This is a genomic window from Streptomyces sp. NPDC043746 (assembly GCF_056436485.1).
Map to the genome: position 1 here is coordinate 19,262 of NZ_JBWKCM010000028.1, position 20,898 is coordinate 40,159.

The window sequence follows — 20,898 nt, forward strand, 5'->3', positions numbered from 1 at the left end:
TGGCACGGTGCGTCGGCGGGCCTGCGTCAGCCATCGGCGAGCCTCACCAGGGCGATCGCGGCGAGCGTCGCCGCGTCGGTGATCTCGCCGGAGCGGATCATCCGGTCCAGTTCCTGGGATCGGACCGTGCGACTGGTGAGACCGGCTTCCTCACGCTCCGGTGCGGGGGCGGCACGTACCTCGGCGCGGAGGCTGACCACGGTGAAGTGCTGGGTCGCCCAGTCGGCCGCCTCGTAGACACGGCCGCCGACGGTTCCGGCGCCGAAGCCGATCCAGCCGGTCTCCTCGCGCAGTTCCCGCAGGGCCGCGTCCAGCGGCGACTCCCCGGGTTCGATCCCGCCCTGGGGCAGCTCGGCGCTCCAGAGGCCCGCCGCGTACCGGTACTGGTCGGTCAGCACGACGCCCTGCGGAGTCAGGCAGTGGACGACGACGAAGTCGGACCGGGAGGCGACGGCGAACCGCCCCTGCGAACCGTCGGTGCGCGCGATCACGTCCTCGCGCACTCTCATCCACGGGCTGGCGTACACGGTGCGCGAGCCGACGGGCCGCTTGGTCGCGGGCCGCTCTCCACTGTCCTCACACGGCTCCATGGGTGAGGGCTCCTTCCTGCGGGGCGTGGTACTCCCTCGGAGGGGAGCCGACCGCGCCGAACTGTGCGGGGTGGCGTGCGCAGTACTTCTGGAACTGCTCGTAGCCCTCGAAGGAACCGATCTCGTGGAACCGGTCGCGCTCGGCCACCTCCAGCGCCGCGAGGCCACGCTCCGCGACCAGGGCACCGATGAGATCCGCCAGGTCTGTCTCCCCCGTCGCGACCCGGTCGACGTGGGCGCGGGTGAGCAACAAGGTGCCGTAGTCGACGAACGCGAACGTTCCGGGTGCCCTGCCCTTTCCGTAGGCCGTGACCAGCCCGTCGTCGACCTCCGTGTTCCCGGGAACCACGTCGTCCAGTTCCCGGCACACGGCCATCGCCGCGGGTCTCCCGGACGACTCCCAGCATCGGGTCAGATCGGCCAGGGAGACCGGCTGCCAGCTGTCCCCCATGACGACGGCGAAGCGATCGGCCAGGAAGGGCCGGGCCAACCTCAGCGCACCCGCGGTGCCCAGGGGAAGGTCCTCGACGGAGACGGTGATCTCCATTCCGGTGGGCGGCAGTTCCCGCACATGGGCGATCACCTGCTCGGCGTGGTGGCCCAGGCAGAGATGCAGGCGGCGTACGCCCTGGTCGCGGTAGTTGGCGACGACATGGTCGAGGAAGGGCCGCCCAGCGACCGGGAACAGCAGCTTCGGCAGCCGGTCGGAGAGCGGACGCATCCTCGTGCCCCGTCCTCCGGCGAGCACGACAACCTGTCCGATCACCGGACACCTCCGACGAGTTGTTCCAGGCGGGCGAGTGTGCGGCGAGTCATCCGCCGCCGGGAGAAGTGCTCGACGGCCCGATCCCGTGCCAGGGTCCCCAGCTTCTGCCGCAGGCCAGGGTCGGTGGTCAGTGAGAACAGGGCGCAGCCCAGGGCCTCCTCGTCACCGAGCGGCACGGTCAGCGCGACCGCGGATCCGTCGAGAACCTCCGCGAACCCCTCGATCTCGGTGGCGATCACCGGCAGTGCGGTGCTCAGTGCCTCCAGGAGAGCGAGTCCCAGGCCTTCGGAATGGCTGGGCAGCACCGCAAGGTCGGCGGCGGCCAGCGCCGCGGGCATCCCTTCCCGGTCGACGCCCTCGTCCAGGACGACCCTGAACCCGGCGGCCCGGGCGGCGGCGATGTCGGCCCGCAGCCGCTCCGCGTACTCCGGCGAGCCGGAGCTGACGCCACCCAGCAGTACGAGAACGGCGCGCAGAGCGGGCAGTCGGGTGAAGGCCCGCAGCAGCTCGGCCTGGCCCTTACGGGGCTTGAGCCGGCCCACGCTGACGATCAGCAGTTCGTCCTCGGCCACCCCCCAGGCCCGCCGCCTTTCCCGCCGACCGGGCGCGTCTTTGGGCACCGGGGCGAAAAGGTCGGTATCGATTCCGTGGTGGATCAGCGCGACGCCGTCCCCGGGGACATGGGCAAGGGCCCGCGCAGCGTAGAACTGGGAACCCGCGAGCACCAGGTCGGGCCGCACCCAGCGGTACACGAGAGAGCAACGGCCCTTGCCGAACGGTTCGTTCTCCGGCTCGTGCTCATGGAAAGCCGAGGCCAGCGGCACACCGTATTCGTCGGCGACGATACGGCCGAGCACGGCGGTCTCCAGGCTGTTGGCAAGGACCAGGTCGGGGCGCCAGGCGCCGAGCACCCCGGCGAGCTCGGGCAGCACGCCGAAGAGAAGCTGTTCCCAGGGAAGTTTGCTGGGGTCCGCAAGGAGCCCCCGGTACCCGGCGAGCCGGTCGATCCGCACGCCCCTGCCGACCGCCCGTGAAGATGCGACGTGCTGTCCGGGCCGGCCCGCCGCCGCATCGGTGACGACCCGTACCTCGTGGCCGAGGCCGGCCATGCCTTCGGCGATCTCCTGGGCGTACGTCTCCGCGCCGCCCATGACCGGCGGGTAGGCGGAGGTGAGAAGAAGAATCCGGAGCGTCATGTCAGAGCCGTTTCTCTCGGCACGGAAAGGACGTGGTCGCCGGTGACGACGGCGTGGTCGATGTCGGCGCCCGGTGGCACACGGGCCCCGGGCAGCAGCACGGCGTCACGGACCCGGCTGCCGGCTCCGATGTGCGCGTAAGGGCCGATGACGGACCGGTCCACCGCGCATCCCGGGCCGATCCGCGCTCCGGCGCCCAGGCAGACCGGGCCCGTCGCATCGAGGTCGCGGCAGGCGGACACCGGACCCTGGGTCCACGCCCCGTGCGGGTCGGTGCTCCGGGAAGCCGCTCGTTCCAGCAGCCCGGACCGCAGGGCGAAGAGGTTCGCCGTGTGCAACGCCGCCACGTCCCCGATGTCGCTCCAGTGGCCCTCCTGAAGGTGGACGCGCACGCTGAGCCCGGCCGCGAGCAGCTCCGGTACCACGTGCTTGAAGTCGTAGAGGGTGCGCGGCATCGGTCGCAGCAGTCCGGCGGCCCGGTCACCAATCACGTACATGCCACAGCTCACCACCGAGCCCGGCGGCGCGTCGGCAGGCTTCTCCCGCAGCCCGACGACGTCGGACCCGTCCAGCTCCAGGACGCCGAATCGCCGCGGGTCCTCGACGGGTTTCGCGGCGATGGTGAGGTCCGCCCCGCTCGACCGGTGCGCCGCAACCAGGTCCCGGTGGTCCTCCTCGATCAGCGCATCGCCACTGACGACCAGGAAGCACGTGCTGCCCGGGAGGGCCTTCCGGGCCGCGAGCATGCCCCCTGCGGGCCCGCTGAGCACCGGCTCCTCGACCACGGCGGGGGCCCTTCCGAACTCTCGGCCCAGAAGGCCCGACGCCCGGGTCAACTGCTCTGAGAGGTAAGAAGAGTTGATGGCAATCCGGTTCGTGAGACCGCTCAGGAGGGTGACGTTCCAGTACAGCAGGGGAATGTTGAGCACAGGGGCGAGCGGCTTCGCGAGGGTTTCGGTCAGCGGGCGGAGCCGTCGTCCCTCTCCCGCGGCCAGCACGATCGCCGACAGTCCGGGAAGCTCGAAGGATTCGTGCGGCCGGTGCGGAGCGGGTGGTTGCGCCGCAAGAAGTGATGCGATCACGGTTCACGTCCAACGGGTCGGGGTCTGCGGGAAGACAGGCACCCCCCGTACGAGCCGTACGGGGGGTGCCAGGTTCGGGAGCGGATCTCAGCCGGTCTCGGACCAGTAGCGCGCCTCTCCCTCGGTGGCGCTGTCCCGGTCGCTGTGGAGTACGGCATCGGCGGACAGATGCGGTTCCTCGGCCGCCAGGTAGCGGTCCTCGGCCGGCATCCACTCGTCGGTCCAGAGCGACTCCGCCTCGGCACCGTCACGGTCGAGGCCGCGGCGCAGTCGCGTCTCCCGCGTCGCGACGCAGAAGAGGCGGTGGTCGTAGTAGGGACGGGCCGCCAGATGGGTGCTGTAGACGCCTTCGACGATGAGCGGGGTGCCTGCCGCGATCGTCACCCACTCACCGAGCCGGTCCTTGTCCCAGTCGTACTTCTGGTAGGTGACCTCCTCTCCCCGGGAAGCCGGGGCGAGGACCTGTTCGCGCAGGCGTGCCAGGTCGAAGCCGGGGCCGATCGCCCGGGGACGGCCCTGCCGCTCCTCACTGGGCAGGTAGAAATCGTCCACGTGGACGATCTCCGCCCCGGGGAGGCGGGCCGCCAGTTGCTCGGCCAGCGTGCTCTTCCCGGACGCACCGGGGCCGTCGATCCCCATCAGGAACCGGCCGCCTCTGCTCCGCGCCCGATCGGTCACGTCGGCGCAGAATGCGCGCACGTCGTAGAGGCTCAGTTCGGACATCTCATCTCCTTCGGTCGTGTGTCTGCTCCGTGAAGTCGGCCGTCGGCCGGTCCAGTCCCAGCTCGGCGAGCCGGTACCCAGCCTGAAATCGGCTCTTCGCGGAAAGCCTCCGCAGGAGGCTCGCGACCCGACGACGGTAGGTCCTCGTGGACACACCCAGTCGCCATGCCGCCTGTTCGTCGGTCAGGCCCGCGCGCAACAGCTCCAGTACGGTGCGGTCGCCGGCATCCAGGGCCACGGACGCATCGCCCTGGCGGTGAGCGTCCAGCGCCCAGCGTTCGACGGCCGCGGCCCAAGCGGCCCCGCGGATCAGCAGCGCGCCGCCCTCGTAGCCCCGGCCGCTCAGCGAGGCCATCAGATGCTCACTGTCCATGACGACCAGTGCGGGCAGAGGAACCGGGCATCGGCTGACCGTGAGCCGCCCTTCCAGCGAGGTCAGTTCCTCGAACTCGCCGCCTCCAAGACAGATCCGCACGGCCACGCCCGCGCGCGCCGCCTCCAGCGCACCGCGCATCTCCGGGCCCTCCCTGCCCCGGTCGGGCGGACCGGGGGCAAGAAGCGTCAGCGTGCGCGCGGCCGCACCGATCGTCCCGGCCACCTGGACCGGTGTCAGCACGCTCACCGGCGCGCCTGCCGGAGCATGGGTCTCCAGGATGCTCCATGGCGCCGCAGCGCCATGGCCATATGTCGCCATGCGTGACCTCCGTATATAAGGAGCGGAACCGGGCCGGCCGTGTGTCAGCAACCTGCCAGCCCTCTCCGTGGGCGGAGGGCGGGGTGACGATGAGCCCAAAGACCGCCAGGAGAGCGGCTGCAACCACCGTCGGAGGTCCCGCCATGACATCCCCCGCACCGGACCGACGCTCCCGTCGGCTGCTCAGCCGCTGGGGCATGCCACCGATCGAGGGCCGGGGGCGTCCGTTGCTGTCGGTCGTGCTGGACACGTTCGGGGCGAGCCTGTTCCTCCCGATCTCGCTGCTGTTCTTCCTCAGCACGACCGATCTCTCCGCGTCCCGCATCGGTCTGCTGCTGACGCTGTCGACACTGCTGTCGCTGCCGTTCGGCGTGCTGGCCGGAGAGGTGGTCCAGCGGTACGGCCCCACCCGGGCCATGATCTTCAACAATGTCGGTTCCGCGGTCGGTTACGCCCTTTACCTGGTGGCCGACGGGGAACTCGGCATCTTCACCGGAATGCTGGTGGTGGCCCTGTCCGAGCGGCTGTTTCTCGCTTGCTGGCCACCCTTTCTGAAGCAGCTGGCCGCCGACTCGTCCGTCGAGTCCTGGTTCTCCTTCCTGGAGTCGCTGAAGGCCGGGTGCTTCGTGGCCGGAGGCGCGATCGCCGCCCTGGCCATCGCCGACGGCAACGTCACTGCGATGAAGTGGCTGATCGGCTGCAACATCGCCTCCTCACTTGCGGGGGCAGCGATCCTGATCCGGTTCCGGCCGGACGGCTCCTTCCGGCAGCAGAGTCGCGGGCAGGGGATGCGCGAATGGCTGACCCTGCTCAGGGACCGCCCCAGCCTGCTGCTCGGAGTGGGCAACATCCTCTTCGCCCCGGTTCTGCTGATGAGCGCGTTCGTGTTCCCGATCGTCTTCGTACGGGACTGGGGCCAGCCCGCCTGGCTGGTTCCGGCCCTCATCACCTTCGCCTACGTCCTGGTGATGCTGGCCCAGCCACCGCTCACCCGGCTGACCAGCCGCCGGCCCCGTTCCGTTTCCCTGATCGGATGCACCGTCACGACGTGTGCGGCTCTCGCGCTCCTCCTCGTCCACTCCCGTACCGGCGCGCCCGCGCCGGGGCCGGAAGTGGGTCTGGTGGTGGCCGTCGTCGTGACGATCCTGCTGACCATCACGGGCATGCTCTACTTCCCGCACGTCAACGCGATCCTCCTCGATCTGGCGGGCCCCTCCGGCATGGGCAGGTCGGCCGCCTTTTTCCACACGGGCACCACCCTGGGCAACGCGATCGCACCGGCGTTCCTCACCTGGCTGATCGCCGGTCCCGAAGTGCTCTGGACCGTGCTGGCGGGGATCTCGCTGGTATCCCTGTGCTGTCTGCTCGCCGCTGACCGGCTGACCCCGGCCGCCGCGTCGGAGCCTGAGCAGCGGGAGGCCCTGGACCGGGCCGTATGACGCGTGAGCACCCGGCGCAGGACCAGCGGTGCCGCCTCAGCCCACGGAAGGGCCGGCCCCGGCCGGGTGGTCCCCACCGCGGATCGCCACCCCCGCGGCGACTCCGGCGCCGGTCAGCCGGGCCAGGGCCGGACCGTACCGGGCAGACGTGGACGCGGGCTCCAAGGTGCGCAGTCCGCCCGGGCCCATGGTGGCAAGAGCGCGGGCAGCCTGTCGCGCCGTCGGGTCGGGCCGGACCCCGGGGGCCATCACCCCGACAGCCACGGCGGTCAGCCAGAGCTGCTCGATGAGACGGGGGGCCGACAGCGTCCGCAGTTCCTCGCAGCACGGATCGGACAGCGTCGAAGCGAGTCCGTCGAACAGGGAGCCGGTGTCCGCGCCCAGCGAACCCAGCGGTTCGAGGAGCGGGACGGTGCCCACATGGGTCCGGGCCACCGCGTCCCACCGAGCAGCCAGCGCCCGCCCGTCGCTCCAGCTCAGCACCGGAATGAGCGGTGGGGCCAGGAGCGTCCCGGAGCTCGCCACGGACTCGTCGGCCGTCCGGAACAGGGCGGCTCTGCGCCGCCCCATGTGCTCCCCATGCCCCAGCAGGCTCTGCGGCCCGTCATGGTCGACGAGTTGGGGGACGGTACAGAGCACCGGCTCGCCGCACCCGCTCAGATAGCGGTGGACAGCCACGTCGTCGGGCTCGTCCGCCGGGCACTCACGAGAGGCGAAGTCGACCAGTCCCCGCGCCAGAGGGACGGGCAGCACCAGACCGACCGTGGGGACGTAGTCGTCGACGCATTCGGCGAAGGCGTGGCCCGACATCGCCGCCCAGCGCGTCATCGTCGCCGACACCGAACCCCATTCGGCGAAGAGGACCAGCGGTGAACGCGGCCGCGTCCGCACCGCGGCCTCCACCTGAGCCACGAAATCCGGGCAGGGTTCGGCGTCGTCCTGGAGCACCAGGTGATGCGTGGCCCCTCCGTCCGACGCCGACCAGGCCGCGAGCGCGGTCCGCAAGGTCGACCGGGGGCCGTCCGGCCGAGGGTCGAGGACCACGCGGGGGGCCAGGGCGGGCAGGCTGCGGCGCAGCTGTTCGGCCCGGTCGGCACGCGCGGGGTGCGCCATGATCGCGCAGGAGATGCGGACCGTGTCCGCGCCGGACCCCGCGCCCGGCGCGGCCGTCTCAGCGGTCACCGGCGTCCCAGGGCTCCACGCCGAAGAGCCGTCGGCCGAGCGGCGACATGGCGGCTGTCTGGTCCGCGTCGTAGTGGCCGGACGGCACCTCGTCGGCCTGCCCGTAGACATGGTCGTCGCGCACCCACCGCAGGAACTGGGCGACACGCGCCTCGGGAAGCCGGTTGTGGGAGGCGTTGTGCGGCATCAGGAAGTGGGTCAGGACGAAGTCTCCCGCCTCCGCGACGATCTCCACGGGCTCGGGGAATCCCTTGATGTCGCGCCAGAAGTCGTGCAGCAGGCGACCGGTGGGGTGCGCCCGGGCCGCCTCCATCACCAGCCGGTGGCCGCCGGGCACCACACAGATCCCCCCGCCCGTCGGCCGCACGTCGGTCAGGTAGAAGCAGCCGGCGAGCTCCATCTCCGGCAGGTCCAGCCGGAACTGGGAAACCTCGATCGGCACCCTGACATCGAGGTGGAGAGGCTGGCTGTACGGAGTCTCCCCCACGTCGTGGCGGATCGTGATGGCGAGCGAGCCGTCGAAGACCCGCAGTCGCTCACTCTCCAGGAGCTGACTGGCCGCGCGGTACAGCCGCTCGTTCTGAAACAGCGGAATGAGCGCCGGGTCGGCGAACGTTTCGCTGAAGTCGGGCTGGAGCGGCTTGATGCGGCCGAAGCGCGACATCCACGGCATGGGCAGGGTGAGGTCGGGGTCCATCATGTCCATCACGTACTGCCTGCACCGTTCCGCCTCCTCTTTGCTGATCACTCCCTTGAGAAGCAGGTATCCGTCCCGGTGGAACCGTTCCACCTCCTCATCGGTGAGCGATCGGGCCGCGGCGGCAACGGGTGATTCGGCGTCGGTCATCTGCTGCATCGCATCTGCCTTTCATTCCGGAACAGCCCTCGGCGCACCGCACACCACCGCCCGGCCTCGCGACCATGCGGCAGCGGACGCCTGCGGGATGAGCAGCGGGGTGTGGCGCGGCGACGGCGCGCGTACGGGCTGGTGAATCTGACGGGGAAACGGCGGGACAGCTCTGCGGGCAGGCATCGGAGCGTCAGCGCTCTCCGGTGGGATGCCTAACGGGCGGGCCTGCCTGCTCGACAAGCGGCGGCCTCGATTGCCCTGCCCGAGGAGGAGAAGCCCGGATCAGCTCCAGGCACAGTTGTCCAACTCTGGAAACATCTTCTTGGCGCCTGGACCAGAAGTCAACCCCCTGTTGAAGATCGACGTTCCGATCGCCTGCCGACCAGGGAACCCATGGACAGACAGCGGGCCGGTGAACTCCCTGCACACCGCCGCCCCAGCCTTGACCGCTCGGCGAGGCGATCATTAACATGCCTTGACCAATTGGTTCAGACCAAAAGTCTCAGTGTAGAGCCCATACGCGGGATTCAGGGCCGTAATCGGCAACCTGCGGTCCCACGTCGGCCAATGGCAGCTCGGGGGGGCGCATGGACGTCAGGCTGCTCGGGCCGGTGAGAGCCACTGCGGACGGCACAGAACTACAACTGGGTGGCCCGCGGCAGCGCGCTGTGTTCGCCATGCTGGCCCTCAATGCCTCCCGTGTCGTCCCGGTCGATCAGCTCATCGACACCGTCTGGGGAGAATCCCCGCCTGCCACCGCCCGCGCACAGATCCAGATCTGCGTCTCCGCGCTGCGCCGCATCCTTGCCGACAACGGCGATACGGGCCTCATCGAGACGCTGCCCGCAGGCTACCGACTGGCGATCACCGAACAGCAGGTGGACGCCCACGTCTTCACCACCCTGCTCTCCCAAGCACGCGATCTCGCCGAACGCGGAGAGCTGCGGTCCGCCGCCGACGCTGTCGAGTCCGCACTCCAGCTGTGGAACGGGCCCGCCCTGATGGGGCTGCCCAGCGACCTCGTGCAGCGGCACGCGTACGCACTGGAGGAGCGCCGGCTGGCGGCACAGGAGGAGCTCGCCGGCCACCTGCTCGATCTGGGTCTCCACCAGCAGGCCGTCTCCCCATTGCACGATCTCGTCGAATCTCAGCCTCTGCGCGAGAAAGCCATCGGCCTCCTGATGGTGGCGCTCTACCGGAGCGGGCGGCAGAGCGATGCGCTCGCCACGTACCGGCGGGCCAGGGCGCATTTCATCGACGAACTCGGCATCGAGCCCGGCCAGGAACTCAAGGGCCTGGAGTCGGCCGTCCTCAACAGCTCCCCCGCGCTAGCCGGCCCCCGGCCGGAGGGGCCCGACGATTCCCCGGCCCTGCGAGCAGAGGCACCACGCCCCGCCGCGGTCGCCGTTCCCCGTCAGCTCCCCTCCGACCTGGCCGACTTCACCGGACGCAGCCGCCTGCTCTCCGACATCACCCGGCATCTGGAACCGGACGGACCGAGCGAGGCCCCTGGCTCCGTGCGCATGGTCGGCGTCACGGGCATGGGCGGCGTCGGCAAATCCTCACTGGCGGTACGAGCCGCGCACCAGCTGACCGAGGCATACCCCGACGGCCAGCTCTACCTCGACTTCCACGACCGTCCCGCCGATGCCTCGGCCGCCTGGGCCCTGGGGTGGCTGCTGCGCGCCCTGGGAGTACCGAGCGAAGCTGTCCCCGACAACCAGGCCGAACGCGTCACCCTCTACCGCAGCCATATGGCCGGCCGCCGCATCCTCCTGGTCCTCGACGGAATCGGCGGCAGCGAGGTCCTTCAGCTGCTGACCCCGGGCAGCCACACCTGTGCTGTCCTGGCCACCAGTCGGCAGCGGCTCACCGGGGTGCCCGGACTGCACGGCGTGGAGGTCGACGTACTGGACGAGGACGAATCACTCGCCCTGCTGTGCGCGATCGCCGGCCGGGAACGGGTCACGGACGAACTGCCCGCCGCCATCGAACTCGCACAGATCTGTGCCGGGCTCCCCCTCGCCCTGCGTATCGCGGGTGCACGGATGGCCATGCGCTCACATTGGCGTATCAGCCGCCTGGTCAACCGCCTTCGGGTCGAGGCGGCCCGACTCGACGAGTTCTCCCACGGCGGCCAGGAACTGCGGTCGACCATCGCCATGGCCTACAACGGGCTGGGCCTGGAGGCACGGCATCTCTTCCGCCTGCTCTCGCTCTCCGAGGCCCGGGACTTCGCCGGTTGGGTCGCAGCGGCACTCCTCGACACCGATTGCGCGACCGCGGAGGACCTGCTCGACGAGCTGGTCGACGCACAGTTGCTCACCGTGGTGGTCCCGACCCGCGACGCGCCCGCCCGGTACGGCTTCCACGGCCTGATCCGGTTGTACGCCAAGGAACAGCTCGAACGGTCCGAGGCACTGCTGCGGAAACGCGCGGCCGTGGGGCGGCTCCTGGGCGCCTGGATGCAGCTGGCCGAGTCGGCCCACCGTGCGGAGTACGGAGGTGACTACACCATCCTCCACAGCACCGCCGAACGCTGGACGCTGTCGCCCGACATCGTCGCCGAACTGCTGAGGCAACCCTCCGCATGGTGGGAGAGCGAACGCACCTCACTCATCGCCGCCGTACGGCTCGCCCATGCCGAAGGACTGGACGACCTCTGCTGGGACCTGGCCCTGACCTCTGTCACTCTCTTCGAAGCCGGAAGCTACTACGACGACTGGCTGGAGACCGCAACCCTGGCGCTCGACGCCACGGAACGGGCGGACAACCACCGGGGTCAAGGAGCCATGCATTACACCATCGGCACCTTGCACATGCTGCAGAAACGCCTGCCCGAGGCGGAGGACCGCTTCAACCGTGCCGACGAGTTGTTCGAGGCGGTCGGGGAACGGCACGGTCAGCTGCTGGTCCTGCGCAATGTCGCCTTCGTCGACCGGGTGCGCGGCCATCGGGAGCGCGCCGCCGGCCGGTACCGCATCGCGGCGGAGGGGCTGCGTGAGGTCGGCGACAAAGTGGGCGAAGCGCACGTCCTGTCCAATCTCGCCCGGACGGCCATGGAGGACGGCCGGAGCGACGAGGCCCAACGTCTGCTCGACACAGCACGGAGGCTGGGCAGGGAGACCGGGTGCCGGCGGGTGGAGGCCCAGGTGCTCTACCGGCTCGGTGAACTCCATCTGGAGCGCGGCGACACCGGTGAGGCAGGCCTCGCGTTCCGGGAGACCCTGCGCCTCGTCCGGTCCAACCGCGACCAGGCCGGAGAAGCCCATGCCCTCTTCGGGCTCGGTCGGGTGTCACGGGCCAACGGCAGCATCCGTGCCGCCCATGCCGACTTCACCAAGGCACTGTCAGTGGCCCGTCTCGCCCATGACGGCTTCATGGAGGCACAGGCGCTGCACGCACTCGCCGACTGCGCGCGGGAGCAGGACCACTTCGCGGAGGCGCAGCGCCATCTCCGCTCCGCACTGGGCCTGTTCGAGGAAATCGGTGCCCTGGACTGGCAGCGGCGCACCTGGGAGGCGCTGGATGCGGTGGAGGAGGCCGCCCGGGAGGCGACCGCCGTGGGACCGGCCGCATCCCACCCGTACCCCGGGGGACGGCCCGGGGCCACCATCGCTCCGGTCAGCCCCAATGCGTATCACGCGGCTGCGGAGTCTCTTCGGCCGGGCCGTCCGCAATGACTGTGTACTCGGTCCGAGGCACCGCAGGCACGGCAGCCGCCGCGAATGCTGCCGCGGAGACGATGAGCACGGCAGCACAGGCGGACCGGATTCGGCGACGAATAGTCATACGCATGGGAGTTCCTGTCTCTTCTGGTTGATCCGGACCGGCCGGATCACCGTCCGTCGTGGTGTGGACACACTCAACAACGGCGCGCCTTTGGATCGCTATCGCTCCTGAGCCCGACCGGTATCTCCGCCGAAAGGCCTTCGATAGCGCATCCATAGCGGCCCGGACGAGGGTGTGGCACAGCCGGCGGGCACGGCTTGTGCCACACCGGCCACGCTCCCGGGCAGTGCTCCCCTATCCGCGCCGAAGGGATTGACATGTCCAACCCCTCCGCCGTGCTCCGCCCCGCGGATACGGCACCACCTCTTTCCGGAGCGGGCACCGCCGACTGCCCGCCCATTGGCCCGCCGGATACCTCGCAGCTACTGCGCAGGCTTCCCGCGCTGTACGAGGAGAGCGCCCAAGCGCTGGTGGCAGCTCACTCGCATGCGGGTGAGCGGGTCTCGGGGAGCTCGATGCCCGGCATCCCGCTGAACGAACGCGCCGTTGAGGCACGGGCCTCCACCCGGTCCGTACTGGCCTCATGGTCGGCTCTGACAGCGGGAGAACGCGCGGTGCCCGCTCCTGAGCGCACGGTCGCGGCCATGGCCGCGTTCCTTGCCGCACACGCCGAATGGCTGGCGAAGCACCCGGCCTCAGAGGACTTCACCGGGGAGATCGCCGAGCTGAGCACACGATTGGCCTCCCTCATCGGCCCCCCTCGCCCGCGCCGACGGGTGATCGGTAACTGCACGTACCAGGGCTGCGGTGGCAGCCTGCTCGCCCGGACACGGGTGCTTTCCGATATCAGCTGCGACAGGAACGAGAAGCACACATGGCAGCCACAGCAGTGGGCGCAATTGCGGCGGACCCTCGCGGGGACGCGGTGACGGGTCTGAGCGTGTCCGACATCGCCGCCATCTGGCACCTCCCGAAGGGAACTGTCTACTGGCTGGCCAGCAAGCACTCCTGGCGGCGGTACCGCGCATCGGGACGCGCGTACTACCACGCCGAGGACGTCATGAACACGATCACAGCAACAGACTGAGGCGCCGGCCTCGCCCTGCCCACGCGGATGAGAACCGCACAGCGCAAAGGCCCAGGTCAGATGCGTTCTGTCCTGGGCCTTCAGTGAGCCGCCTTCGGGATTCGAACCCGAGACCTACGCATTACGAGCTCAAGATCGAAGGTGACTCAGGGGTTTAGGTCCTGACACTGCATGACGATCCGTGCAGGTCAGAGAGGAGATGCCGACCAGCCCCTGACAGTGGCTGTCGACCGGTCCGGGGCGATCCGGCCACACATTGGCCACACATCAGGGCCTGCCACTCGTTCGAGGGATCGAGTCCCCGGGGGCCACCGTGGGCCGATCGCTGCTGCGAGCCTGATGTGTGGATCACCGGGGCCGCCGCACCGCCCCGGCCGATGCGGACCCGGACCGGTTAAGGACGTCGGCCCCACATTCGATCCGCCCCAGACGACAAGGAGTAAGCAGTGCACCAGGCTCGGGAGAAGGACGGCATGTGGGTCGACCGCGAGGGGATGACCCTCTACACGTTCGACGAGGACGCGAACGGCAAGAGCATGTGTAACGGCGAGGCCGCCAAGACTTGGCCGCCCCTCCTGGTGCAGTCCGGTGACGACAGCGCAGGGGGTTTGTGGACGCACATCAGCCGGGACGATGGCACGAGGCAGTGGGCCTACGACGGCAAGCCGCTGTACACCTTCATCAAGGACAAGAAGGCCGGCGACAAGTTCAGCGACGGTCTGAAGGACGTCTGGCACGTCGCAAGGCCGTAGACAGTCCCGCCGGGGCGGCGTAACCCTCCGGATCGGTCAAGGTGGACGGTACGCAGAAGGGCCGCGCGGAGCGATCCGCACGGCCCTTCCTGTGTTCACTCTTGCCGCTTGCCCGGCTCGGGCTTTGGCTGCCCTCGTCGCCGCTCGTCGCCTTGATCGCCACCGTGGGGGGCAAGGGCGTTCAAGACGAGTTCGAGCGCTATCGCGCCCGTGTTCGTGATCGAGCGGTCATCGAGGATGACGTGCCGGTCGTCGCCGTTGGCGACGCCGGCCGCTGTTGCTTTGTCGTCGAGTCGGGTTCGGGTGACGCGGTACAAGATGCCCCCCCTCGTGGCATGGCCGGACCTCTGCACTCGAACATATGTCCGAGGCAAAGTCCGATCCACACTACTCCCACCGACACCGCAGGTCACGCGCTTACGACTCCGCGTTACCGTCGGTTCCGCTTACGACCTGCGCGTTCCCGAGTCCAAGTTCTTTGAGCTTCTCCCGGAGGATCGGTAGCTCTTCCGGCGTCGTTCCTGACGCGTACGCGACGACAACGGTCGTCCCCGCGGCGCTCGCCTTGAGCGGGTCACCGACGACCAAGCCGGTCCACTCTTCCGCCGCAGCCGCCTGCACTGCGGCAAGATCGCGACCGACCCCCGCCGCAACTGCCCGCACGAGCCATCGCTCGCGCTTGTAGCTCTGCCCATCGGCAATCTTCCAAAGGGTGCTGTGTCCGACGGCCCTGCCCGTCTGGGGGTCGACGCAGCGTTCGGCAAGTCTTCGCAGCGTCTCGCCCTTGACCGACAACGCCTCACGGACGATGTCGGCGAAGGGGGCGGGCTCGGCGCCCTCAGTGATGGTGTCGCTCTCCGACACGAATCTCATCTCCGTTCTTGTCGCAGAACGCGAACAGCCTCATCTAAGCAGCCATCACCCCTAGATGCACCCCAGACAACGGCGTTGACGTGCTGATCTCGGTTCCCTACCGTTGTCGTTGTTCGAGAACAGAAACAGGCATAACGCCTAGTCGGGGCGCCCTGTGCCCGTATCCGTTCGATTTCTGCAACAGGCAAGGGGGATCACGTGGCAGTCGACTTCATCGGCCCACCGCCGCGCAGTAAGAACACAAAGCACTCCTTGATCGCGAGCGAGCTACAGGCGCACCCCGGGTCGTGGGGCGTCGTCCAGAAGTCGGGCACCATCGCCCGCGCCTCGTCGGCCGCTCAGGCGATCCGCCGTGGTCGGCTCGCTGCGTACCTTCCCGCCGGGGCCTTCGAGGCAGTCGCCCGGACGGTCGTCGAGCGCGGAACCGTCGAACACCGGGTGTACGCCCGGTACGTCGGGGAGCAGAAGTGATCAGCACCCCGCCCGCACTTGTGACGCCGACCGGAGTCATCGCCGCGCCCTCCGATCTGGACCGCGAGCAGTGGCTCGACGCCCGTCGTGCAGGGGTCGGGGGGTCGGACATCGCCGCCGTACTCGGGATGAGCAAGTACGCCTCGCCGCTTGAGCTGTACCTCGACAAGGTCGGCGAGCTCGGCGACGTGCCGCGCTCCCCCGAGCTCGTCGAGGCGGCGTTCTGGGGGCACCAGCACGAGCCGACGATCGCGAGAGTGTTCGCCGAGCGGACCGGCCTCGGCGTCGTCGAGGGCCCCGGGATGCTCGCGCACGTCGAGCGGCGTTGGATGCTCGCCAACGTCGACCGGTACGTGCTCGACGAGCAGGCGCAGCCGTCCAGCCTCTTGGAGATCAAGACGCGCTCGGCCTACCAACTAGACGAGTGGCTGCTCGGCGTCCCGGACGGGCCGGCCTTGCAGACGCATTGGTACCTCGCCGTCACTGGCTACCAGCACGCACACGTCGCCGCGCTGCTCGGCGGTAACCGGCTGCTGATTCACCGCGTCGAGCGCGACGAGTCCCTCGTCGAGCACCTCGTCGAGATCGTCGGCCGCTTCTGGCAGAACGTGCTCGACCGTGTCCCGCCGCCGGTCGACGGGTCCGAGGCAACCGAGTCCCTGCTCGGCCACTTCTACAAGGTGCGGGCGGGCGCCGTGACCGTCGCCGACCCGTCCGAGGTTCTGCCGCTGCTCGACCGGCGCCGCGAGCTCAAGGCACGCGAGGCACGGACCGAGGCCGAGCTGCGCGAGGTCGACAACCGGTTGAAGTCCCTCGCCGGCGAGGCCGAGATCGTCAAGACGCAGGGCCGTACCGCGTTCACGTGGAAGCAGAACGGCCCGCTCTCGACGAAACGTTTCGCCGCCGCGCACCCGAACCTCGCGCAGCAGTACACGCACCGCGTCGACGCGCTCGATACCGCGCGCCTCGCCGCCGAGCGCCCCGACGAGTTCCGGGCACACCGCGCCCGACGCCTCGTCGTCCCGAAGGAGAACACCGCAGCGTGAGCACCAACCTTGCCGAGCGCGTCGCCAACCGCCGCAACGCCCCCGCCCGCCAGTCCGCCCACCGCGGCGCCGCCGCGCCGCAGCCCAACCTCGTGCAGTTCGTGCAGTCGATGCGCGGCGAGATCGCCCGCGCCCTGCCCGCGCACGTTGCCAACCCCGAGCGCATCGCCCGCATTGCCCTTACCGAGCTGCGCAGGGTCGAGCACCTCGCCGAGTGCACTCAAGAGTCGTTCGGCGGCGCGCTGATGACCTGCGCGCAGCTCGGCCTCGAACCGGGCGGCGCCCTCGGCGAGGCGTACCTGCTCCCCTTCTGGTCAAAGAAGGCACGCGCCTACGAGGTGCAGCTCGTCATCGGCTATCAGGGCATGATCCGCCTGTTCTGGCAGCACCCGGCCGCCGCGGGCCTCGCCGCTCACACGGTGCACGAGAGCGACGACTTCGAGTTCGAGTACGGCCTGACCCCTGTTCTCAAGCACAAGCCGGCCCGGTCGAACCGCGGGCGCCCGACGGACTACTACGCCGTTGCGACCATGGCGAACGGCGGCTCGGCGTTCGTCGTGCTCAGCGTCGAGGACGTCGAGGCGATCCGGCAGCGCAGCAAGGCGAAGGACTTCGGGCCATGGGCGACGGACTACGACGCCATGGCCAAGAAGACCGCCATCCGCCAACTCTTCAAGCTGCTGCCCAAGTCGAGCGAGCTCGCCCGCGCGGTCGCGCACGACGAGGGTGTGCGCCGCGACATGTCGCCCGAGGGATTCGACGCGCCGCCCGAGTTCATCGAGGGCGAGGTCGTCGAGCAGCAGCCGACCGCCGGGGGCACGGTCGAGGACGTACCGGCGGAGTTCGCCGGATGGCCCGAGGCCACCGAGCCGGCCGCAGCCAACGCCGCGCAGTGAACCACGGGCCTGCTGCCCCGTTGCTCTGCGGTCACTGGGACGGCGCCGCCCGCCGACACTGCCGCGCCGCCGACGGCGTCCGCCACTACCTCACCGGGCATCGCTGCCCGGCCCATACCCCCGCTGCTCTCGCCGGACGGCCCGAGGCGCCCGGGTCGCCAACGCCAGTAAGGAGAAGGACCGTTGAGCCTCGACGCCACGGATTGGGTATGGAACCAGTCCGCCGCCCGAGGTACCGCCCTCGTGGTGCTGCTCGCCGTGGCTGACAAGGCGGGTGCTGACTGCACTGCCTACGCCGGTACCGCGATGCTCATGCAGCGCACCCGGGCCGCGCGCTCGACGGTCCGGGGCGCCGTCGACGCGCTGCTCGACTCGGGCGAGTTGTTGATCGTTGCAGGGGTCACCGGTCCGGCCGGCGAGACCGTTTACCGTCTGCCGCTCGCCCTCGGCCACACCCGTACAGAGGGGGCCGGATTCCGGCCCGGGTCAGATTCCGGCCCGGGTCGGAAATCGGCCCCCCGGGGGCCGGAATCCGGTCCGGGGGAGGGTCGGAAAGCGGCCCCGGGGGGATCGGAAACCGGCCCCCAGAACGTAAGCAACAAGAGAGAACAGGAAGCACAGCAGCCGCGCGCAACCGCCCCCGCTCGCTCCCCGCTGATTCCCGAACTGCATCCGCTCGGCGACGCACTCGCCGCCGCCGGCGTCGCCGTCCGCTGGACGCTCGGCCTCGGCGAGCAGCGCGACGTATGGCGCCTCGTCCAGCAGCACGGCGTCGAGGCCCTCGTCGAGCTCGCCGCCCGCCGCACCCAACCGGGCGCCGAGCCGAAACCGGCTCGCTACTGGCTGCGCGTGTGGGGCGACCTCGACCGTGCGCCGTCCGCTCGGCCCGGCCCCAACGTCGTGCCGCTGCGCTCGCCGCCGTCCGCCGCCTACACCGACAACCTTGCCGCCGGGCTCGCCCTGCTGAAAGCCCAGAAGGAGGGCACCCCGTGATCGCTGAACACATCGCCGCCCTACTCGCCTACGCCGGACGCCTCGACTCCCGCGTACGCCGTGCACTCGCCGACCCGCAGCAGTCCGCCCGCACCATCGCCGATTGGACGGCCGCCCTCGCCGAGGTCCCCGCCACCCTGCCCGATACCGGTTGGGATGCCTCGCAAGCCGTACGCCGCTACTACGAACAGCGGGGCGGCGACCGGTCCGCACAGTTCCGCGCCGTCGAGCCGCACGACGTGCTCGCCGCATGGGCACCCCACCGCGGCGAGCTCATGAACCGCCACACCGACCCCGTGCCGGACGCCGACCCCGACGACCCCGAGGCATGGCGCGAGGAACTCCTCGGCACCCGAGCCGCGGTCGCCCACGGGCACACCCCGCCCGCGCAGTACCGGGCCGAGATCAACGTCGCGGGGCAGAAACGTCTCGCCGCTCTCATGGGTGGAATTGGCCACGGGCCGCGCCGGTACATGCCTGCCGAGGTCGCCGAGCAGCTCGCCGAGTTCCGTCCGACCCGCGCCGCACGCGAGGCCGCCGTCGCCGCCGGACATGCCGACGCCTACGCCCACAAGTGCGGTTGGTGTGGCGCCGCAGTCGACGAGCCGTGCCGCACCGGCTACCGGCGCAACCGAAAGGGCCGAGGTCACCGGGCAACGCCGCACCCCTGCCGCATCGACACCGCGGCCCGTGCCGCCGAGCAGGACGAGGACGAGCAGCAGCGCCTCGCCCGCCTCATGTCCACCCCGCCCGCCCCGCGAGAAAGCCGCGCCCGCCACACCTCCGGAGGTGCCCACCGATGACCCCGAACGCTGCGCGCGCCTCGATCGCCGCTCACCTGACCGACGAGCTCGACGTGCACCCTCACCTCGCCGCGCTCGTCGCACAGACCCTGTCTGACCGCCTCACTGCGGACGGATGGGAGATCAACAGCACCAGGCACGCGCGACCGGTCGCGCCTCGCGCGCGGGAGCCGCGCGCTCGACGCCTGCTCGGTCTCCGCAAAGCCCTGCGCGTATTCGGCGTTCGTCGTCTTGCGCACGAAGAATCGGACCAGGCGTGACTACTGCCCAACTCGTCGCCGCCCTCGTTGTCGTGCTCGTCGTCCTCTCCGGAATCCCGCTCGGCCGGATCGCTTGCCGACGCGATCCGGGGCCCCTGCGACGCCATCCTGCCGACACCCGCGGCGCCTGCCCGCCCGACTGCATCACCTGCACAGCCTTGAACGAGGGGGACCGATGAACCACACCCGCACCCGTACTGACTCCCGCCGCGGCCGGCGCGACCTGCGCGACGCCGAGCGCACCGCCCGCCGCGACGGCCTGCTCGTGCTGCTCGCCCGCGTCGACCGCGGCGTGCTCACCCCCGAGGACTCCGCGGCCCTGCGTTCCTACGTCGAGACCGAGATCGCTGAGTGCGAGACCTTCCGGCGCAGCGCGGGAGGGCAGCAGGTCGCCGCAATGCGACTGCACCGCACCCTCGCCGCCGCCGACTCATGCCTCGTCGAGACCGAGGCGGAACGCGACCAGTACGCCGCCCGGCTCGCCCGCGTCGAGCAGCTCGTCGGCACTCTCGCCGCCCGTACGGGGAGCGGCGAGCAGCAGCTCGTCGAGGACATCCGGCGCGCGTGCGCCGGCGACGACGAGGCCGAGCAGGACACCGACGAGGACGAGAGCCGATGAACTACACCCGAGCCGTGCACGAGACTGTCGCGGCCCTGCGCACGATCCGAGAGCAGTGGGGCGAGCTGCTGCTCGCGATCGAGACGCCGCCCGCCGACGTGTGGCCCCCGCGGCAGCTCTCGCACACGATGCGCGCCGTCGACGACGAGCAGCAGCTCGACGTCGTCGACCGCGCCCCGCTCGTGCTGCGCGAGCACCCTGCACCCCTGAACCTTGCAGCGCTCGACACCGGCCTCGCCGTCGAGCGGCTCGTGTTCTCGCTCGCCGACACTCTCGCCGCCACCGTCCAGCACGCGGCGCGGCCCGGCGTGCCCCGTGACCCTCGGCGTTGGGAGTACGCCGACCCGGACGCCGTCGACATCCGCCGAGCGCACGGCAGCAGGGCGCACGGTCTGCACTTCGCTTGCGTGTGGGTCGAGGGGCGCGTGCTCGACGAGGACACCGCGGCCGAGCAGCACCTCGGCGGCGCCCCTGCCGCTCCCCCGTTCGCTCCGCTCCCCCTGCACCTGCTGCACGAGGCACGGCGTACCGCGCGGATCGCCGAGGGCAGGCTGCTGCGGACTCTCGGCCTCGACGTGCGCAGCACCCCGGTACCCGACCGGGCGTGCCCCTGGTGCGTCGGCGAGCTGGAACTGCACACCGGCCCGGAGGCGGCGCCGAGGGTGACCTGCTCGACCGGGCCGGAGTGCACCGCGCCCGTTCCCCTCGACGAGCAGGGGCGGCGCGTGTGGGAGTGGGGCGACCTGCTCGCCCTGGTCGCCGCCCTTGCCGAGGACCACGAAAACAGGGGTTGCGTCGTTATCAGTTCGTGACCTAATGTTGGCCCTGCCTCCGGCGTGCCCGG

The 20,898-nt window shown here is 70.4% G+C and carries 22 protein-coding genes; 12 read left to right on the forward strand and 10 right to left on the reverse strand.

Going from position 1 to position 20,898, the window contains the following annotated elements:
• Positions 1-26: 26 nt before the first annotated feature.
• The 6 genes from AC0682_RS25415 to AC0682_RS25440 form a co-directional block, all read right to left on the reverse strand.
• Positions 27-590 (reverse strand): NUDIX domain-containing protein, encoded by a 564-nt coding sequence (locus tag AC0682_RS25415; protein WP_478535295.1) that lies wholly within the window; start codon positions 588-590, stop codon positions 27-29.
• Positions 577-1,356 (reverse strand): sugar phosphate nucleotidyltransferase, encoded by a 780-nt coding sequence (locus AC0682_RS25420; RefSeq protein WP_478535297.1) that lies wholly within the window; start codon positions 1,354-1,356, stop codon positions 577-579. Before AC0682_RS25420 ends, AC0682_RS25415 begins: the two co-directional genes overlap by 14 nt.
• On the reverse strand, positions 1,353-2,552 hold the full coding sequence (locus AC0682_RS25425) for a glycosyltransferase family 4 protein (RefSeq protein ID WP_478535299.1): 1,200 nt from the start codon (positions 2,550-2,552) through the stop codon (positions 1,353-1,355). The genes AC0682_RS25420 and AC0682_RS25425 overlap by 4 nt, the downstream gene beginning before the upstream one ends.
• The gene (locus AC0682_RS25430; protein WP_478535301.1) at positions 2,549-3,634 is read right to left on the reverse strand and encodes a sugar phosphate nucleotidyltransferase; all 1,086 of its coding nucleotides are present in this window, start codon (positions 3,632-3,634) and stop codon (positions 2,549-2,551) included. The genes AC0682_RS25425 and AC0682_RS25430 overlap by 4 nt, the downstream gene beginning before the upstream one ends.
• Positions 3,635-3,721: 87 nt before the next feature.
• Positions 3,722-4,357, reverse strand: a complete 636-nt coding sequence (locus AC0682_RS25435; RefSeq protein WP_478535303.1) for a uridine kinase family protein — start codon at positions 4,355-4,357, stop codon at positions 3,722-3,724.
• 1 nt (position 4,358) lies between these two features.
• On the reverse strand, positions 4,359-5,051 hold the full coding sequence (locus AC0682_RS25440; protein ID WP_478535304.1) for a helix-turn-helix transcriptional regulator: 693 nt from the start codon (positions 5,049-5,051) through the stop codon (positions 4,359-4,361).
• A 143-nt stretch (positions 5,052-5,194) separates the two neighbouring features.
• On the opposite strand from AC0682_RS25440, the gene AC0682_RS25445 reads away from it, so the two are divergent.
• On the forward strand, positions 5,195-6,490 hold the full coding sequence (locus AC0682_RS25445; protein WP_478535305.1) for an MFS transporter: 1,296 nt from the start codon (positions 5,195-5,197) through the stop codon (positions 6,488-6,490).
• Positions 6,491-6,526: 36 nt separating this feature from the next.
• Here AC0682_RS25445 and AC0682_RS25450 read toward each other — a convergent pair whose 3' ends face one another.
• Positions 6,527-7,672: a hypothetical protein gene (locus tag AC0682_RS25450; RefSeq protein WP_478535306.1), complete on the reverse strand. Its 1,146-nt coding sequence runs from the start codon at positions 7,670-7,672 to the stop codon at positions 6,527-6,529.
• Positions 7,662-8,528 (reverse strand): phytanoyl-CoA dioxygenase family protein, encoded by an 867-nt coding sequence (locus AC0682_RS25455; protein ID WP_478535307.1) that lies wholly within the window; start codon positions 8,526-8,528, stop codon positions 7,662-7,664. Before AC0682_RS25455 ends, AC0682_RS25450 begins: the two co-directional genes overlap by 11 nt.
• Before the next feature lie 581 nt (positions 8,529-9,109).
• On the opposite strand from AC0682_RS25455, the gene AC0682_RS25460 reads away from it, so the two are divergent.
• The 3 genes from AC0682_RS25460 (at position 9,110) to AC0682_RS25470 (ending at position 14,093) form a co-directional block, all read left to right on the forward strand.
• Positions 9,110-12,205, forward strand: coding sequence for an AfsR/SARP family transcriptional regulator (locus tag AC0682_RS25460; protein ID WP_478535308.1), 3,096 nt, complete (start codon positions 9,110-9,112; stop codon positions 12,203-12,205).
• Positions 12,206-13,128: 923 nt separating this feature from the next.
• Positions 13,129-13,341: a hypothetical protein gene (locus AC0682_RS25465; RefSeq protein WP_478535310.1), complete on the forward strand. Its 213-nt coding sequence runs from the start codon at positions 13,129-13,131 to the stop codon at positions 13,339-13,341.
• A gap of 446 nt (positions 13,342-13,787) precedes the next feature.
• Complete coding sequence (locus AC0682_RS25470) at positions 13,788-14,093, forward strand: COG4315 family predicted lipoprotein (RefSeq protein ID WP_478535311.1); 306 nt, start codon at positions 13,788-13,790, stop codon at positions 14,091-14,093.
• Positions 14,094-14,188: 95 nt separating this feature from the next.
• Here the strand turns inward: AC0682_RS25470 and AC0682_RS25475 are convergent, their stop codons facing one another.
• Together AC0682_RS25475 and AC0682_RS25480 are read right to left on the reverse strand one after the other, a co-directional pair.
• Complete coding sequence (locus tag AC0682_RS25475; protein WP_478535312.1) at positions 14,189-14,410, reverse strand: hypothetical protein; 222 nt, start codon at positions 14,408-14,410, stop codon at positions 14,189-14,191.
• 100 nt (positions 14,411-14,510) lie between these two features.
• Positions 14,511-14,957, reverse strand: coding sequence for a hypothetical protein (locus AC0682_RS25480; protein WP_478535314.1), 447 nt, complete (start codon positions 14,955-14,957; stop codon positions 14,511-14,513).
• A gap of 207 nt (positions 14,958-15,164) precedes the next feature.
• Here AC0682_RS25480 and AC0682_RS25485 point away from each other — a divergent pair, with 207 nt between their 5' ends.
• The 8 genes from AC0682_RS25485 (at position 15,165) to AC0682_RS25520 (ending at position 20,866) form a co-directional block, all read left to right on the forward strand.
• The gene (locus AC0682_RS25485) at positions 15,165-15,437 is read left to right on the forward strand and encodes a hypothetical protein (RefSeq protein WP_478535315.1); all 273 of its coding nucleotides are present in this window, start codon (positions 15,165-15,167) and stop codon (positions 15,435-15,437) included.
• Complete coding sequence (locus AC0682_RS25490; protein ID WP_478535317.1) at positions 15,434-16,483, forward strand: YqaJ viral recombinase family nuclease; 1,050 nt, start codon at positions 15,434-15,436, stop codon at positions 16,481-16,483. The genes AC0682_RS25485 and AC0682_RS25490 overlap by 4 nt, the downstream gene beginning before the upstream one ends.
• A complete protein-coding gene (locus tag AC0682_RS25495; RefSeq protein ID WP_478535318.1) occupies positions 16,480-17,379 on the forward strand; it encodes a recombinase RecT in 900 nt (299 codons plus the stop codon). Before AC0682_RS25490 ends, AC0682_RS25495 begins: the two co-directional genes overlap by 4 nt.
• Before the next feature lie 183 nt (positions 17,380-17,562).
• A complete protein-coding gene (locus AC0682_RS25500; RefSeq protein ID WP_478535319.1) occupies positions 17,563-18,372 on the forward strand; it encodes a hypothetical protein in 810 nt (269 codons plus the stop codon).
• Positions 18,369-19,175 carry a zinc finger domain-containing protein gene (locus AC0682_RS25505; RefSeq protein ID WP_478535320.1) on the forward strand — a complete coding sequence of 269 codons (807 nt, stop codon included), beginning with the start codon at positions 18,369-18,371 and terminating at the stop codon, positions 19,173-19,175. The genes AC0682_RS25500 and AC0682_RS25505 overlap by 4 nt, the downstream gene beginning before the upstream one ends.
• A complete protein-coding gene (locus AC0682_RS25510) occupies positions 19,172-19,435 on the forward strand; it encodes a hypothetical protein (protein WP_478535322.1) in 264 nt (87 codons plus the stop codon). The genes AC0682_RS25505 and AC0682_RS25510 overlap by 4 nt, the downstream gene beginning before the upstream one ends.
• Before the next feature lie 175 nt (positions 19,436-19,610).
• A complete protein-coding gene (locus AC0682_RS25515; protein WP_478535323.1) occupies positions 19,611-20,054 on the forward strand; it encodes a hypothetical protein in 444 nt (147 codons plus the stop codon).
• Positions 20,051-20,866, forward strand: a complete 816-nt coding sequence (locus tag AC0682_RS25520; RefSeq protein WP_478535325.1) for a hypothetical protein — start codon at positions 20,051-20,053, stop codon at positions 20,864-20,866. The genes AC0682_RS25515 and AC0682_RS25520 overlap by 4 nt, the downstream gene beginning before the upstream one ends.
• The last annotated feature ends 32 nt before the right edge of the window (positions 20,867-20,898 follow it).